Source organism: Streptomyces sp. 7R007 (genome assembly GCF_054850255.1).
Map to the genome: position 1 here is coordinate 479,856 of NZ_JBTWMV010000001.1, position 15,745 is coordinate 495,600.

Annotated in this window: 12 protein-coding genes; 3 read left to right on the plus strand and 9 right to left on the minus strand. The window is 72.1% G+C overall.

All coding sequences use genetic code 11. The annotated features are described in order from the left end of the window. Positions 1-15: 15 nt before the first annotated feature. Genes ACYF6T_RS02325 through ACYF6T_RS02345 form a run of 5 tightly spaced genes read right to left on the minus strand, consistent with a single transcriptional unit; the run spans position 16 to position 6,385 of the window. Positions 16-2,016 carry an endo-beta-N-acetylglucosaminidase gene (locus ACYF6T_RS02325; RefSeq protein ID WP_461692945.1) on the minus strand — a complete coding sequence of 667 codons (2,001 nt, stop codon included), beginning with the start codon at positions 2,014-2,016 and terminating at the stop codon, positions 16-18. Next, positions 2,013-3,269 (minus strand): glycoside hydrolase 5 family protein, encoded by a 1,257-nt coding sequence (locus ACYF6T_RS02330; protein ID WP_461692946.1) that lies wholly within the window; start codon positions 3,267-3,269, stop codon positions 2,013-2,015. Before ACYF6T_RS02330 ends, ACYF6T_RS02325 begins: the two co-directional genes overlap by 4 nt. 24 nt (positions 3,270-3,293) lie before the next feature. Continuing rightward, positions 3,294-4,199, minus strand: a complete 906-nt coding sequence (locus ACYF6T_RS02335; RefSeq protein ID WP_461692947.1) for a carbohydrate ABC transporter permease — start codon at positions 4,197-4,199, stop codon at positions 3,294-3,296. Next, positions 4,196-5,089, minus strand: a complete 894-nt coding sequence (locus tag ACYF6T_RS02340) for a carbohydrate ABC transporter permease (RefSeq protein ID WP_461692948.1) — start codon at positions 5,087-5,089, stop codon at positions 4,196-4,198. Before ACYF6T_RS02340 ends, ACYF6T_RS02335 begins: the two co-directional genes overlap by 4 nt. Positions 5,090-5,095: 6 nt before the next feature. Beyond that, positions 5,096-6,385, minus strand: a complete 1,290-nt coding sequence (locus tag ACYF6T_RS02345) for an ABC transporter substrate-binding protein (RefSeq protein ID WP_461692950.1) — start codon at positions 6,383-6,385, stop codon at positions 5,096-5,098. 263 nt (positions 6,386-6,648) lie between these two features. Here ACYF6T_RS02345 and ACYF6T_RS02350 point away from each other — a divergent pair, with 263 nt between their 5' ends. Next, entirely contained in the window at positions 6,649-7,659 is a 1,011-nt protein-coding gene (locus tag ACYF6T_RS02350; protein WP_461693236.1) for a LacI family DNA-binding transcriptional regulator, read from the plus strand. A gap of 35 nt (positions 7,660-7,694) precedes the next feature. Here the strand turns inward: ACYF6T_RS02350 and ACYF6T_RS02355 are convergent, their stop codons facing one another. Next, positions 7,695-8,777, minus strand: a complete 1,083-nt coding sequence (locus tag ACYF6T_RS02355; protein WP_461692951.1) for an aldo/keto reductase — start codon at positions 8,775-8,777, stop codon at positions 7,695-7,697. Positions 8,778-8,936: 159 nt separating this feature from the next. Here ACYF6T_RS02355 and ACYF6T_RS02360 point away from each other — a divergent pair, with 159 nt between their 5' ends. Continuing rightward, a complete protein-coding gene (locus tag ACYF6T_RS02360; protein WP_461692953.1) occupies positions 8,937-9,854 on the plus strand; it encodes an AraC family transcriptional regulator in 918 nt (305 codons plus the stop codon). 77 nt (positions 9,855-9,931) lie between these two features. Here ACYF6T_RS02360 and ACYF6T_RS02365 read toward each other — a convergent pair whose 3' ends face one another. Further along, the gene (locus ACYF6T_RS02365) at positions 9,932-11,470 is read right to left on the minus strand and encodes an alpha-L-fucosidase (RefSeq protein ID WP_461692955.1); all 1,539 of its coding nucleotides are present in this window, start codon (positions 11,468-11,470) and stop codon (positions 9,932-9,934) included. Positions 11,471-11,485: 15 nt separating this feature from the next. Next, positions 11,486-13,606: a family 20 glycosylhydrolase gene (locus ACYF6T_RS02370; protein WP_461692956.1), complete on the minus strand. Its 2,121-nt coding sequence runs from the start codon at positions 13,604-13,606 to the stop codon at positions 11,486-11,488. A 323-nt stretch (positions 13,607-13,929) separates the two neighbouring features. Between ACYF6T_RS02370 and ACYF6T_RS02375 the strand changes: the two genes are divergently transcribed. Then, entirely contained in the window at positions 13,930-15,300 is a 1,371-nt protein-coding gene (locus ACYF6T_RS02375) for an amidase (RefSeq protein WP_461692958.1), read from the plus strand. On the opposite strand, the gene ACYF6T_RS02380 is transcribed toward ACYF6T_RS02375, so the two are convergent. Next, complete coding sequence (locus ACYF6T_RS02380; RefSeq protein WP_461692960.1) at positions 15,289-15,720, minus strand: VOC family protein; 432 nt, start codon at positions 15,718-15,720, stop codon at positions 15,289-15,291. The two genes, ACYF6T_RS02375 and ACYF6T_RS02380, sit on opposite strands and share 12 nt — an antisense overlap. Positions 15,721-15,745: the final 25 nt, after the last annotated feature.

Consider the following 15,745-nt stretch of genomic DNA (forward strand, 5'->3'; position numbering starts at 1 on the left):
GCTGCGGAGAGACTGTTACCAGGGGTGGGTCACGGTGACGGGGGCCGACGAGGTGTACAGCTCCCCCACGGCACGCAGTTCCAACCGCGCGGCCTGCTCGCCCTGTTCGGGTTGGAGACCGGCGAGGAAGTAGGCCTGCTGGCAGGTGGCGCCGAGGAAGCGCCGGGTGCCGTCGGGCAGGAGCCGGTGCAGCGTGTAGTGGCGTACGTCGCCGGGGGCGGGGTCCCAGGCGAGGCGCAGGTCGCCGCCGGTGGCCGCGGTGACGCGCAGGCCGGCGGGGGCGGCGGGGGTGGTGACGGCGTCCCGGACGGCGAACGCGCCGAGCCGCCACCGCACCGGGCCGCCGGTCGCGGTGAGCCGTACGCCGACCGCGTGGACCGTCCCGGACAGGCCGGCGAGCGGCACCGTCACGGTCCGCCAGGTGCCGGCCACGTCCACCGGCAGATACGTGTACGGCGGCGCCGCCCCTGGCGCGCCCGGCTCGCCGAGGGCGACGGCGAGCTCGACCGTCACGGCCCCGGCGTCCGTTCGGTGCGTCAGCTCGACGACCGTGCCGGCACCGACCGGCAGCCGCGTCGCGTACAGGTCCACCGTCACCGGCTCGTCCAGCGCGCCGTCGACGAGCACGCTGCTGCCGCCGCGCCAGGCGTCCGCGAAGTCGAAGGAGACGGACGGCCGTTGGCCCTCGGTGCGCACCACCCACCGGCGCGAGGGCAGCCGGTCCTGGAGCCCGAGGTGGTTCCACGGCGTGTCCGACGTGACGGCCCCGTCCTCGTACCAGCGCAGCCCGTGCCCGGTGTTGAAGCTGCTCGCGAACGGCAGCCCGGTCACCGTCGACCGGTCCGCGACCGACACGGCGGGCGCCCGCCAGGGGTCGGCGGCGTCGGGCCGGGACGGGTCCAGCGAACGGCCGGTCCAGAACCGGTCGTCCGCGGCGTGGAAGTCGCCCGGGGTGCGGGAGGCGGGGAGGTGGTTGCGGGTCCACTCGGGCCGGTAGAGGCCGATGGAGGCGATGTGCGCCTTGGTGGTGGGCACGATCGCGTCCCAGTTCACGGCCGTGTCCGAGCCGTTGGACTCCACGTCGACGCCCGCCCACAACTCGTAGCGGCTGCGCCCGAGTTGACCGGCCTTGGTGCCGGAGGAGACCAGCGAGCCCGCGCTCCAGCGGAAGTCGACGAACATGTCGTCGGCGGCCTGGAAGAACGCCTGGTTCTGGCTGTCCAGGGCTCCCTGCCAGCTCACCGTGCCGTTTACGGTCATCGCGTCGTACCAGGTCACACGCTGTCCTCGTGCGGCGGCGAGCGTCCTGAGCTCGGTGACGAAGCCGAGCATGTCGGCGCCCAGGGCCGCGTTGCCGCCGCCGGTCTCCGCGTTGACGAACCAGCCGTCGAAGCCGTACGCGGCGGCCACCGCGACCAGTTGGGCGGCGAGCGGGTAGTGCCCGGCGGCGTCCTTCTGCACCAGGTCGCGGGTCCACTGCAACTGGCCGCCGTAGGCGGTGGGCGGCAGGAAGATGTTGCCGAGGACGGGGACGCCGTGGCGGTGGGCGGCGTCGACGACGGGCGCGTTCGGGGCGAGGATGAGGCCCTCGCCGGACGAGCCGCCCCAGAAGACGAGTTCGTCGAGGTAGGCCCAGTGGGTGAGGGCGTAGTAGTCGGCGGTGGCCGAGCCCTGCGCGGGGTTGGCGGAGGTCGGTCCGAAGGAGACCAGTGCCTGGATGCGGGCCTGCCCGGTGCGGGCGGTCGTGTTCGCGGGGGTCGGGGTGAAGCGGGGCGCGAGCGGCACCGAGGCCGCGTTGAAGGCGAGGTCACCGTCGCCTTCCGGCGTCCAGCTCTTCAGGCTGCGCCAGGTGATGCCGGCACCGGGGGTGCCGGAGGGCAGCGAGTCGGGGTACCAGTAGGAGGCGTACGGCGGGGTGGCGCCGGTGTCGGCCTTCGGGGCGGCGACGGCGGGCAGCGACGGCAGCAGGGCCGCGGCCGCGCCGGCGAGCAGGACGGTGCGTCTGGTGGGGTTCACGAGCTGGTGCCTCCTGGTGGGGTGGGGAGTACCTGTTCGGGAGTGACGACCTCGGTGATGCCGCGTGCGGCGAGGTGGCCGGCGTCGTCCGCGCGGGTGTCCAGGACGGTCGTGGGGCGGGCGCCGTCGGCGGTGAGCCGGAAGAAGGCGTCGAAGACCGGGCCGCCGGGCGCGCAGCGGGAGCGGTGGGCGGGGTCGGCGGGGACGACCAGGGCGGTGGTGCGGGGTGCGGGCGCCGGGGTGTGTCCGCGGGCGGCCCGTTCGAGCACCCGGGCGGTGTCCTTCGGTTTGCGGTCGTTGGTCAACAGGCCGAGGCCGTATTCGAGTTCGGGGAAGTCGGCGAGGTCGCGGGAGACGTCGTGGGAGCACCACCAGGTGATGCCCCACAGGTCGGGGCAGTCCAGGGCGTTGGCGACGGTCGCCTCGGTGAAGGCGGCGGCGTGCTCCGGCGGGATCAGCGGCGCGGGGGCGCCGACCTCCTGGAGCCAGACGGGGCGGTGGGGGGCGTCGGCCCATGCCTTGGCGAGTTCGACGAGGTAGGCGGCGTGGTGCTCGGTGGGGACGCCGGTGCGGCCGTGCCGCTGGGCGGTGCCGTTGAAGACCCAGGAGTGCACGGCCGTCAGGGCTCCGCGGCGGGCCGCCTGGGCCGGGGTGAAGGGCATGTCGTCCTGGTACCAGGTGGCGTCGTACTCGGCGTGCAGGTGCGTCCTGCCGGGGGCGCCGGCCTCGCAGGCGGCGAGCATGCGCTCCAGCCAGGCGTCGATCTCGGCCTCGCCGGCGCGGTCGGGGTCGGGGTGCGGGCCCGCCGAGAACTGGTTGACCTCGTTGCCGAGGGTCATGCCGAGGAAGCCCGGCCGGTCGGCGAGGGCGGCGGCGAGGGCGCGCAGGTAGGCGGCCTGGCCGTCGAGGACCTCGGGGTCGGTGAAGAGGTTGCGGCGATGCCAGGTGCGGGTCCACGCGGGCAGGAAGTCGAAGCTGCTCAGGTGCCCTTGCAGGCCGTCCACGCTGACGTCGAGGCCGCGTTCGGCCGCCGCGTCGACCAGCGCCACGAGCTGTTCGACCGCCCGGGGCCGGATCAGGGTGCGGTTGGGCTGGAAGTAGGGCCACAGCGGGAAGACGCGGACGTGGTCGAGGCCCAGCGCGGCGATGGAGTCGAGGTCGGCGCGTACGGAGTCGAGGTCGAAGTCGAGCCAGTGGTGGAACCACCCTTCGCTGGGGGTGTAGTTGACGCCGAAGCGCACGGCAGAAGGCATGTGTCGTTCCTTGGGCTCAGGGGTTCAGCCCTTCACCGCGCCCTCGCCGACCCCGCGGAAGAAGTACCGCTGCAGACAGGCGAAGAGGGCGATCAGCGGGGCGACGGCGATGACCGTGCCCGCGGCGACGAGGCGTTCGTCGTTGGCGAAGGTGCCGTGCAGGTAGTTGAGGCCGATGGTGAGGGTGAACTTCGACGGGTCGCTGAGCACGATCAGCGGCCACAGGAAGTCGTCCCAGGCGCCCATGAAGGCGAAGATGGCGACGACGGCGACGGTGCCCCGCACCGACGGCAGCGCGATGCGCAGGAACCGCTGCCAGACGTTGGCGCCGTCGACGTAGGCCGCCTCCTCGATCTCGTAGGGCAGGTTGAGGAAGGCGTTGCGCATCAGCAGCACGTTCATGGCGCCGACGCAGCCGGGCAGGACCACCCCGATCAGGGTGTTGTTCAGGCCCAGTTCCCGCATGGTCGTGAACTGGGCGATGATGATGCCCTCGACGGGTACGAGCATGGCCAGGATGAAGACGAGCGTGGCGACCCGGCGGCCCCGGTAGCGCAGCCGGGCCAGGGCGTAGCCGGCGAGGGCCGAGCCGACGCAGTTGGTGACGACGTTGGCCGAGGCGACCTTCAGGGAGTTGAGGGCGTAGTCCCACACGGGGATGGTGTCGGCGACCCGTTCGTAGTTGTGCAGGGTGGGGTGCTCGGGCAGGAACGTGGGCGGGGAGCTGAAGATGTCCTCCGTCGGGCCCTTGAGGGAGGTCGACAGCTGCCACAGGAAGGGGCCGACGGTCAGCGCGAGGACGGCCAGCAACAGGACGTAGCGCACGACCAGTTCCCACACCCGGATGCGGCGGCCGTGCTCGTCGGTGACACGGGGCTCGCGGGGGGCCTGCGGCCGGGAAACGGGTCGTACCTTGTCCAGCACGCTCATGACCCGTCCCTCCGGTCCGCGCGCAGTACCAGCAGCATCAGGGCGACGGTGACCACGAAGACGACGACGGACAGGGCGGAGGCGTAGCCGACGCGGCCGGTCAGGCCGGTTCCGGTGCGCTGGACGAGCATGACGAGAGTGGTGTCCTCGCCGGCCGGTCCGCCGCTGGGGCCGGCCATCAGGTACACCTCGGAGAACACCTTGAAGGCGGCGACCGAGGAGAGCGCGCCGACCAGGACCATGGTGGAGCGCACGGCGGGCACGGTGACCGTCAGGAAGCGGCGCACCGCGCCCGCGCCGTCGACGGCGGCGGCCTCGTGCAGTTCGCGCGGTACGTTGGCCAGGGCCGCCAGATAAATGATCATGTAGTAGCCGAGGCCCTTCCAGACGGTCACGGCCATGGCGCTGAACAGCAGCAGCCACTGGTCGCTGAGGAAACCGACGCGGCGGACGCCGACGGTCTCCAGAAGCGAGTTGACCAGGCCGCGTTCGTCCAGCAGCCACACCCAGATCAGGCCGACCACGACGATCGAGGCGACCACCGGGGTGTAGAAGGCGGACCGGAAGAAGGCGATGCCGGGGATGTTCTTCTGCACCAGCAGGGCGAGCAGCAAGGGCAGGACGACGAGGGCGGGGACGACGCCCAGCACGTACAGCGTGCTGTTGCGCAGGCCGGTCCAGAACATGTCGTCGTGCAGCAGCTCGCGGAAGTTGGCGAGCCCCACGAACCTGCCCGGGACCAGGGTGCGGCGGTCGGTGAACGCGTTGACCAGCGTGGAGATGAAGGGGTACAGGATGAACACGCCGGTGATCAGCAGCCCGGGGGCGGCGAACAGCCAGGGACTGGTCGGCAGTTGCCGCCGTACCCGGGTGACGGTGGAGGTGGCCATCGGACGCTATCCCTGCTGCTGCAACAGGGTGTCGCAGGCCTTGACAGCGTTGTCGAGAGCCGCCTTGGGGCTCTCCTTGCCCTGCAGGGCCTTGGCCACCTCGTTGCGCAGCGCCGTCTTCATCTGGTCGCTGAACAGCACGGGCGTGTAGTTGACCGCGGTCTTCAGGGACTTGGCGGCGGCGATCCGCACCCGGGTCTCGTCGGTCCCGTCCTCCTTGGTGAAGTACGGGTCGTCGAGCGAGCCGGCGGTGCTCGGGAAGATGGCGACCTTCTTCGCGAACGACATCTGGTGCGCGGCGTCGGTGACGAAGTGCGCGAACGCCACGGCGGCCGGGGTGTGCTTGGTCTTGGAGTTGACCATCACGCCCATCACGTACATGTTGACGTGGCCGGTGCTGGTGATCTGGTCGGTGATGCCGATGTTCTTGTACAGGTTCGGCGCCTGCTTCTTGAAGTTGTCGAGGTCGAGGGCGCTGCCGGGGTTCATGGCGACGGCCCCGGTGAGGAACTTCTTGCCGGACGACTCCGGCGTGGCGGTCAGCGCCTGCGGGTCGAGGGCCTTGGCGTCGTACAACTCCTTGTACTTGGTGAGCAGTTCGACGCCCTTGCTGTCGTTGAAGGCGAAGGCGGTGCCCTGCTTGTTCATCAGCTCGACGCCGTAGCGGCCGAAGTCCTCGATGGTGGGGACGTTGGCGAGGGTGGCGACCTTGCCGTGGCTCTTGTCGGCCATGGTCAGGGCGTCGGCGAAGAGTTCGTCGTACGTCTTCGGCGGGTTGTCGGGGTCGAGCCCGGCCTTCTCGAACAGGGACTTGTTGTAGAACAGCGGCCCGGTGTTGAGGTACCAGGGGAAGGCGTACGTGCCCGTCATGCCCGGTATCTGATGGCTGGCCCAGGCGCCCGGCAGGTACTCCTTCTTGTACGTCGCCGCCGCCTTGTCCAGGTCGAGGGCGAGGCCCGCCTTGGCGAGCGGGGCGACCAGGTCCGGGGAGACGTTGACGACGTCGGGCAGGGTGCCGCCGGCCGCGTCGGCGCTGATCTTGTCGGCGTAGCCCTCGGCGGGCTGGTCGACCCACTTCACATGGGTGCCGGGGTACTTCTTCTCGAACTCGGCGATCACGCCCTCGAAGTAGGACTTGAAGTTGGCGCGCAGGTTCCAGGTCTGGAAGGTGATGTCGCCCTCGACTTTTCCGGAGGCGTCGCTCGATCCGCCGTCGTCTCCGCCGGAGCCGCAGGCACTGAGCGGCAGGGCGAGACAGACGACGGCGGCGGCCAGGGCTCGGCGGGACATGGGCACGGTGAAAGGCCTCCTTGTGCAGCGGAGTTGATGCGGCGGGATTGGCCAACGACCGAGACCCTGCACGCCGTTTCACCGGCCCGTCAATGGCGTCGGCGCAGCTAATTTATTTAGTTGCTAATGCGCATTAGGTGCTCGGCGACTTCTTCCAGCTGAACCGCATTAGTGCATACTGATCGACAATCCGTCGCGGAGGGCGTGATGGTCGCAGGAATGGGGGAGTCACCGTGTCAGGCAAGCGGTCGCCCGCACGTCGGCCGACGATGAAGGACATCGCCCGGCACGCCGGGGTCTCGCAGAGCGCCGTCTCCTTCGCGCTCAACGGCCGGCCCGGAGTGTCCGACGTGACCCGCGACCGGGTGCGCCGGGTCGCCGAACAGCTGGGCTGGCGGCCGAGCGCGGCGGCGCGCCAGTTGTCCGGCGAGGGCGCGGCGACGGTGGGCTTCGTGCTGGCCCGGCCCGCCGACACGCTCGGCGTGGACTCGTTTTTCCTGCAACTCGTCTCGGGCATCCAGGAGGTGCTGGCGGAGCGTCATCTCGGGCTGCTGTTCCAGGTGGTGGAGGACGTCGACGACGAGTGCGCGGTCTACCGGCGGTGGTGGGCCGAGCACCGGGTGGACGGAGTCCTCGTCGTCGACCCGCGCACCGCCGACCCGCGCCCCGACCTGCTCGACGAACTGGGCCTGCCCGCCGTGGTGATCGGCGGCGCGCCCGACGAGCGCCACCCCGGTCTGTCGACGGTGTGGGCGGACGACGCGGGCGCGATGGCCTCGGTCGTCGACGAGCTGACCGCGCTGGGCCACCGCCGGATCGTGCACATCGCGGGCCTGCCCGGGCTCGCCCACACCGAGCGCCGTATCCGCACCCTGCGCGCCGAGGCCGGCCGGCGCGGGCTGACCCAGGTCGAGTCGGTCACCACCGACTACTCCGACGCCGAGGGCGCGGCCGTCACCCGCCGGGTCCTGGAGGGCGCCACTCCCCCGACGGCGCTGATCTACGACAACGACGTGATGGCCGTCGCCGGAGTCGCCGCGGCCGGCGAACTCGGCTTCTCCGTACCGGCCGACGTCTCGGTGGTGGCGTGGGAGGACTCGGCGCTGTGCCGCATGGTCAAGCCGTGGCTGTCCGCCCTGTCCCGGGACAGCGTGGAGTTCGGGCGGACGGCGGCCCGGGAGCTGACGGCGCTGCTGGACGGGGGGCCGGCGCGGACGGTGCGGGTGCCGGTGCCCCGGGTGATCGTGCGGGACAGCACGGGGACGGCGCGGGGCGCCTGACCGGGCAGCCGGGGTTCCGGTCGTCCGGGGCGCGCTCAGTAGCGTGTCGTGCTCTGCAGCAGCGGCGGGTACACGGTGCTCGGCACGCCGTCGACGGTCGCGCCCGCGTACTTGAGCATCGGGCCGACCCGCCGGTTGAGCTCGTAGGGGAAGTTGAGCGTGGGCGCCGAGACCTCGTCGAGGGCCGCGGTCTGCTCCGGGGTGAGGCGGACGTCGAGCCCGGCGAGGTTGGCCTCGAAGTGGGCCAGGGTGCGCGGGCCGATGAGGGTGGAGCTGACGCCCGGACGGCCCCGCACCCAGGCCAGCGCGACCGCGGCGGGGCTCGCCCCGATCTCCTCGGCGACGGCGGCCAGCGCCTCGATCACCGTGAACTGGTCGTCGGTGGGCATGCCGACGGCGGCCGCGCGCCGGGTGTCCTCGGGCACGGCGCGGTTCTTGCGGTACTTGCCGGACAGGAAGCCGTTCTTCAGCGGACTCCACGGCAGCACCCCCATGCCCGCGTCCTGGGCCAGCGGAATCAGCTCGCCCTCGATGGTGCGCTCCAGCAGGGAGTACTCCATCTGCAGCGCGACGACCGGCGTCCAGCCGCGCAGCAGGGCGGTCGTGTGGGCCTTGGCGGTGAACCAGGCGGGGGTGTCGGAGAAGCCGACGTAGCGGACCTTGCCCGCGGTGACGAGGTCGTCCAGGGTGCGCAGGGTCTCCTCGACCGGCGTGGACCAGTCGTGGTTGTGCAGCCAGTACAGGTCGACGTGGTCGGTGCGCAGCCGTCGTAGCGAGTCGTGCAGCTGGTTGAGGATCGCCTTGCGGCTCGCGCCGCCGCCGTTGGGGTCGCCGGGGTGGAGGTTGCCGTAGAACTTGGTGGCCAGCACCAGCCGGTCGCGCAGGCCCGGGCGGGCGGCGAGGAAGTCGCCGATGATCGCCTCCGAATGGCCGTTGGTGTAGAGGTTCGCGGTGTCGACGAAGTTCCCGCCGCGGTCGAGGTAGGCCGCGAGGATCTTCTCGGACTCCTCGACGCCGCTGCCGAAACCGCCGTCCTCGCCGAAGTTCATCGCGCCGAGGCAGAAGGGGCTGACCTTGAGTCCGGACCGGCCGAGGCCGACGTACGAGTCGAGTGCCATGAAATGCTCCGTGAGTGATGCGGTGAACGAGCGACACTTCGAGACAACCACTCCGAGCTGGGCGGTTGTTAGTGCGATCCCGCCGCTGCCGTGCACGATCCTGTCGACTTCTCTCGGAGTGACCTTGCGCCCTGACCGCCCGCCGCCTTCAATCGGAGGGTGTCCCCTTCACCGGCGCCGCCCCTGGACGAGCTGCGCACGCTGATCGCCCGGCACACGAGCCGGGCCTCCGCCGCCGTGGTCGACGGTCTGATGATGTCCGCCGAGTGCCGACCGACACCGCCGCGGGGCGGGATCGCCGAGCCGGTGGTGGCGGTCGTCGCGCAGGGCGCCAAGCGGGTCGTCGTGGGTGACCGGGTCTACGACTACGGCGCCGGCCAGTACCTGGTCGTACCGCTGAACCTGCCGGTCACCGGCCATGTCACCGAGGCGAGCCCCGAGCGTCCGCTGCTGGGCGCCGGGCTGGCCCTGCGGCCGGCCGCGATCGCCTCGCTGCTCCTGGAGACGGCAGCGGGGGCACCGGCCAGGGCACCCTCGCCCGCCCTGGCGGTGAGCGACGCACCCGCCGACCTCGTCGACGCGTTCGTCCGCATGATCCGGCTCCTCGACCGCCCCGCCGACGTCCCGGTCCTCGCCCCGATGATCGAACGCGAGATCCTGTGGCGACTGGTCAACGGCGAACAGGGCGCGCTGGTACGGCAGATCGGGGTGGCCGACAGCCGTCTCTCCCAGATCGGCCACGCCCTGCGCTGGATCCGCGACCACTACACCCAGACGCTGCGCGTGGCGGACCTGGCCCGGATGTGCGGGATGAGTCCGTCGCCCTTCCACCGCCACTTCCGCGCGCTGACCGCGATGACGCCGGTCCAGTACCAGAAGCGCATCCGCCTCCAGGAGGCCCGGCTGCTGCTGATGAGCAGCGGCGACGACGTGACGACCGTCGGTTTCGCGGTCGGCTACGACAGCGCCTCGCAGTTCAGCCGCGAGTACCGCCGCCACTTCGGCCTGCCCCCGGGCCGCGACGCGGCCCGCCTGCGGTCCGCACCGCGCGAGGGGGCGGGGGCCGGCGTCCCGTGACGACGCGCCCCTTGCCGATGCGCGACGGTCACCGGGCCGCCGACTGGCCGGTGACCGTCTGCCGTTGCGTCTGCCCCTCAGGTCCGGGAGCGGTACAGGGCGAACTCCGCCAGGCGCACGACGCCTCGGGACTGCGTCGTCCGCAGGCGCCAGCGCCGGGCCGTCACCGGTGTGGCCAGGAGCAGGATCCGGCTCGCGCCGATGGTTCCGGCCCGTGCGGTCTCCCGCCAGGCGCCGTCCCGCCATGCCTCGACGACGAAGCTCTCCACCTGCTGGCCGTGCCGGATGTCCTCGGCCAGCCGGGTGCGGTCCACCTCCCGCCGCGTGCCGAGGTCGACGGTGACCCGGCCGGGCGTCGCGGTGGTCCGCGCCCCGGCGGCGAGGTTCTCGGGCAGTTCCCGCTCCACGCGCTCGCGGAACTTCCGCAGCCGTGTCACGTCGGCGGCGGGCAGCAACCCGTCCGTGTCCGGCGGGACGTTGAGCAGGAGGACGGAGTTGCGGCCCACGGACCCGAAGTAGGTCTCCGTCAACTCCTCGACGCTCTTGGGCTGTTGGTCGGGGTGGTAGAACCAGCCGTCCCGGATGGAGACGTCGCACTCGGCCGGCCACCACTGGAGGTAGTCCGTCTTCGGCCGGGCCGTCACCAGGGCGTCGCGGCTGCCCTCGTCGGGGGTGTCGTAGGACAGGGCCCAGTCGGTGCGCCCGTACTGGTTCTCCTTGACCGGGATGACGCTCCACTCGTTCTCGCGGGCAGTGCCGGCCTCGTTGCCGACCCAGCGCAGGTCGGGGCCGGTGACGGCGATCGCCGCGTCCGGGGCGAGCGCGCGGACCAGCGCGTACCAGCTGTCCCAGTCGTAGTTCTCCACCTTGTCCGGCGGGATGTGCCCCTGGGCGCCGTCGAACCACACCTCGTCGACCGGCCCGTACTCGGTGAGGACCTCGTGGAGCTGGTTGAGCATGTGGGCGCCGTAGTCGGTGGCCGGGAGGCTGTACGACCGTGTCGGTGTGCGGTCGTCGCCGTCGACGAGGGTGGGGATGGTGCGCGCGGTGCGGGCGCTGCCGTTGGCGTACACCCCGTGCAGGTACTGGTTCTCGTCGGCGGGCGAGATGTAGACGCCGACCTTGATGCCGTGGCGGCGCATGGAGTCGGCGAAGGAGCGCAGCACGTCGCCGTGACCGTCCCGCCAACTGCTCGACCATACTGAGTGGTTGGTGTAGCGGGAGGGATAGAGGACGAAGCCGTCGTGGTGCTTGACCGTGAGGATGGCGAGCCTGAAGCCGCCGTCGCGCAGGGCTCTGGCCCACTGGTCGGTGTCGAGGCCGGTCGGCTGGAAGACGTCGGGGTCCTCGTCGCCGGTGCCCCATTCCAGGCCGGTGAAGGTGTTCACGCCGAAGTGCAGGAACGCGGTGCGCTCCAGGTTCTGCCAGGCGATCTGCCGTGCGGTGGGCCGGACTTGGGACGCCTTGCGGACGAGGTCGGCCTCGGTGTCGTCCGGGGAGACGGGGATGCGGTAGCGCGTGTCGTCCTGCGGTGCGGCGTGGGCGGCAGGCAGGGGGAGGCCGGTCGTGGCGAGTGCGGTGGCGGCGGTGACGAAGAGGCGTCGGGAGACGGCCATGGAGGGCTCCTCGCGTCAGGAAGCGGTCAGGTGCCAGACGGCGGGCCGCCGTTGGTCCGGCGGGTACTGGCGCAGACCGCCGTCGTCGCCCACGGTCAGCGCCATCTGCGTGATGGCGTTGACGAGTTCGTAGCCGCCGTCGGCCGGCCGCAGCTGCCAGCGCTGCAGGGTGTCGGCGGTGTCGCAGGTGCCGGCGCTCGCCTCCACGCCCGGCTGGAGCGGCACGTTGAGGGTGAGCCTGCCGCCGTTGATCTCCAGGCAGCCGTCCGCCGTCCGCAGGGTGGCGTAGCCGTCGGCGGTGCGCGTGAGCCGGGCGTCGAGGGAGCGGCCGGCGGTACGGAAGGTGTAGGCGCCGTCGCTCACCGGCAGCCGGATCAGGTCCCGCCAGCCGGGCGCGTGGCCCACGGCCGTGCCGCGTGCGGCGAACTCGGCGTAGGTGGCGTCGGGATGCGGGTCGCCCCAGGTCGCCTGGGCGATGTGGCGCAGGGCGGGCCGGAGTTCGGTGGCGACCTCGTTCTCGGTCTCGCCGCGGCCGTTGTCGGGCCACAGGCTGATCTTGGCCCCGGTGACGCCCTCGCGGGACGTCAGCTGCTCGCCCTCGAAGCTGCGCGGGTCCCACCCCTGGTCGTACAGGCCCCCGGTGTCGCTGTGGAAGCCGCCGCGGACCAGGTACAGCGCGTAGGCGGCGTTCTCCACCTGGTAGCCCTGCGCGATGAGTTGACTCGGCCTGACCGCCACGTTCAGCCAGTGCTCGACGGTCGTCCCGGCGGCCACCGGCACGGTGTTGGCGCCGGTCAGGCCGTCGTTCCAGATGCGCAGCCGCTTGCCCTTGCCCGCCGCGTAGGTCTGGACGCGGTTGACGAAGTCGACGTACGCGTCTTGCGGGGTGGCGTTCGGGCCGTACTTCGCCTGCGCGTACCGCAGCATCTGCGGGTACTTGGAGTAGTCGGAGCCGAGCATGTACTCGTCGGCGCCCATGTGCCAGGACGCCGAGGTGAACACCTGCGCGTACTCGTCCATGAGGCTGGTGTAGTAGTCGAACGCGGCCTGCTGGGTGACGTCGAGGCGGGCGGGCTGCTTGTCGCCGTCGGAGTCGGTCAGTTGCAGGTCGGGGCGGTTCTCGATCCAGGGGTCCATGTGGCCCGGCGAGTTGATCTCCGGGATGATCTGGACGTGGTAACGGTCGCCGAGGGTGACCAGGCGGCGGATCTCGTCCTTGGTGTAGTAGCCCCAGGTGTTCGCCTCGGGGTGGGCGTCGCTCTTCACCTTCAGCTCGACGAGGAGCTGGTTGAGCTTGTGGTACGCCATCTCGCGGACGAGGTTCTCCAGCCACGGCAGCGTGATGTGGATGTAGCAGGCGCAGACGCCGACGCCCCGCTCCTTGTAGCGCGGCACGTCGACCGTGTGCCCGGCGGGTATCCGGTCGCCCTGGGCGAGGAGTTGGAGGAGGGTGCGGGTGCCGTAGAAGGCGCCGGTCTCGGTCGCGCCGGTCACCGTCAGCCGGCGGCCCGCGTCGAGCGTGTAGCCCTCGGCACCGAGGGAGGTCCGCGACGGCTGTACGTCGATCACGATGTCGCCGGTCCGGGCGGCGCCGCCGACCACCGGGACCGTACCGTGTCCCGCCGCCCGAAGATCGTCGGCGAGGGTGTCGGCGACGCGCCGCCCGGCCGCGTCGGAGGCCACGAGCCGGGTACCGCGCCCGAGGACGTACTGCCCGCTCCCGGGCGTCCAGTCACTGAGCGCCGGCACGGTGACCGGGACGACAGGGGTCTGCACCTGCGCGGGCACGGTCACCGGGACAACCGGGCTCTGCACCTGCACCGGCACGGTGACCGGGACGACAGGGGTCTGCGCCTGCGCCGGCACGGTGACCGGGACGACAGGGGTCCGCACCTGCGCGGGCACGGTGACCGGGACGACCGAGCTCTGCACCTGCACCGGCACGGTCACCGGGGCCGCCGGCGTCTGCTCCAACGCCCGCACGGTCACCGGGGCCGCCGGCGTCTGCTCCCCCATCCGCACGGATGCCGCCCCGGTCCGCCCCTGTGCCAGCGCCGGCGTGGGTGCCGCGAGCAGCAGCAGCGCCGCGGCGGCGACCCGCACCGGCCAGAGCCGTCTCTTCCTGTGCTCCGTCATGCCACTCCCCTTCTCCCCTTCAGAACCCCATCGAGACCCCCCGCACGCCCCTGAACACCCCCCAGTCATCGGAGGTCTGATCATTGGGCGGGGTCGGAGGGGTGTCAATGGCAGCCGTCGGCAGGTGAGTTGACCCATTGATCGGATGACCTGCGGCTCGTCCACGGCGCCCCTCACCCGGCAGCCGAAAAGTCCAAGAAGACCCGCCCGAATGTCCAAGAGCGCGCCCGAAGAGCGCCCACCCTCGACGTGGCGCCCGGCACGCGGCAGAGTGCTCTGCATACTCACCAGTAATCCCCTGAACCGGACCCCGAGGAGCGCCCGTGACCAGCTGGGTCGGCCGGACCGCCGCCGAGATCGCCGCCGCCGTACGCGAGAAGCGGGCCACGCCCCGTGAGGTGGTCGCCGAGCACCTCGCCCGGATCGAGCGGCTGGACGGCCGTGTGGGGGCGTTCCGGGTGGTGCGCGCCGAGGCGGCACTGGCCGAGGCCGACGAGGTCGGCGGGCGCGGCGACCTTTCCGAACTGCCCCTCGCGGGCGTGCCGGTGGCGGTCAAGGACAACCTCGCCGTGCGCGGTGAGGCCAACCGGGTCGGCTCCGCCGCGACGCCGGACACGCCGGCCGGCGAGGACCATGTGACGGTGGCCCGGCTGCGGGCGGCCGGCGCGGTGGTCGTGGGCCTGACCAACGTGCCCGAGCTGTGCGTCTTCGGCACCACCGAGGGCGTGCACGGCACCGCCCGCAACCCCTGGGACCTCAGCCGCACGGCGGGCGGGTCCTCGGGCGGCAGCGCGGCCGCGGTCGCCGCCGGCATGGTGCCGATCGCCCTCGGCAACGACGGCATGGGCTCGCTGCGCATCCCGGCCGCCAACTGCGGTCTGGTCACCCTCAAGCCGGGGCACGGGGTGGTGCCCGCGGGCATCGGCGAGGGCGACTGGTTCGGCATGTCGGAGAACGGCCCGCTCACGACGACGGTCGAGGACGCGCGCCTGATGTTCGCGGTCCTCGCCGGCACCGGCCCCGAGGCGGTACGGTCCGACGCGCCCGGCATGCGCAGGGTCGCCGTCTCGCTGCGCAGCCCCCTGGCCGGCGTCGTGATCACCGGGCCGTACACGAGCGCGGCCCGCGAGGCGGCCGGCGTGCTGATGAAGGCCGGCCACCAGGTGCGCCGCGCCGACCCGCCGTACCCCCTCTCGCTGAGCACGACGTCCCTCACCCACTGGACGGCGGGCACGGCCGTCGACGCCCAGGGGCTCGACCCTCGTCTGCTGAACCGGCGCACCCGGGTGCACGCCGCGATCGGACGCCGTTTCGTCGGCTCCGTGCGCACGAGCGACGTCCGGGACCGGCTGCGCCGGCGTCTGGAGCCGTTCTTCGCCGAGTACGACGTCCTGCTCACGCCCGCGCTCGCCCGCCGCTCCCCCCGGTCCGCCGAGTGGCACGAGCGCGGGTGGCTGCGCAACATCCTCGCGAACACCGCCTATTCGCCGCTGACCCCGCCCTGGAACCTCACCGGCTGGCCGGCGATGGTGGTCCCCTTCGGCACCCTGCCCTCGGGCGCCCCCACCGCCGTGCAGCTGGTGGGCCGTCCGGGCACGGAGGCCGATCTGCTGGACCTCGCCGGGCAGTTGGAGAGGCTGCGTCCGTGGCGGCGGACGGCACCGCTGGAGGACGAGCCGGCCTCAGCCGTCTGACACGGTCACGCCGCCCCACTCCTCCGGGGCGACGTCGGCGAGGGTCTCGGAGAACGTCCACTGGTGACCGGCCAGGTCCTCGGCGGTGTACTGCCGTTCGCCGTACTCGAAGTCGGTCGGCTCCATCAGGATGCGCGCGCCGTGCTCCCGCGCCCGCGCGCAGTGGGCGCGGGCGTCCTGCACGCGCACGGTCACCGAGTGGGTGACCTCACCGGGGCGCGGCGGACGCCGGTCGCGGTGGACGTCCCCGATGATCACCGCGCCGTCGCCGACCTTCAGCTGCGCGCGGTGGTGCTCGCCGATGCGGACCCGCTCGACGAAGCCGAAGGCCGCCGCGAGCCAGGCGACCGCGGCGCGCACGTCGGGGTAGGTCAGGACGGGGATGACCGTCGGGGCGGGGATGGAGCGGTTCGGCCTCATGGCGACTCCTGAACGGCGAGGAGAA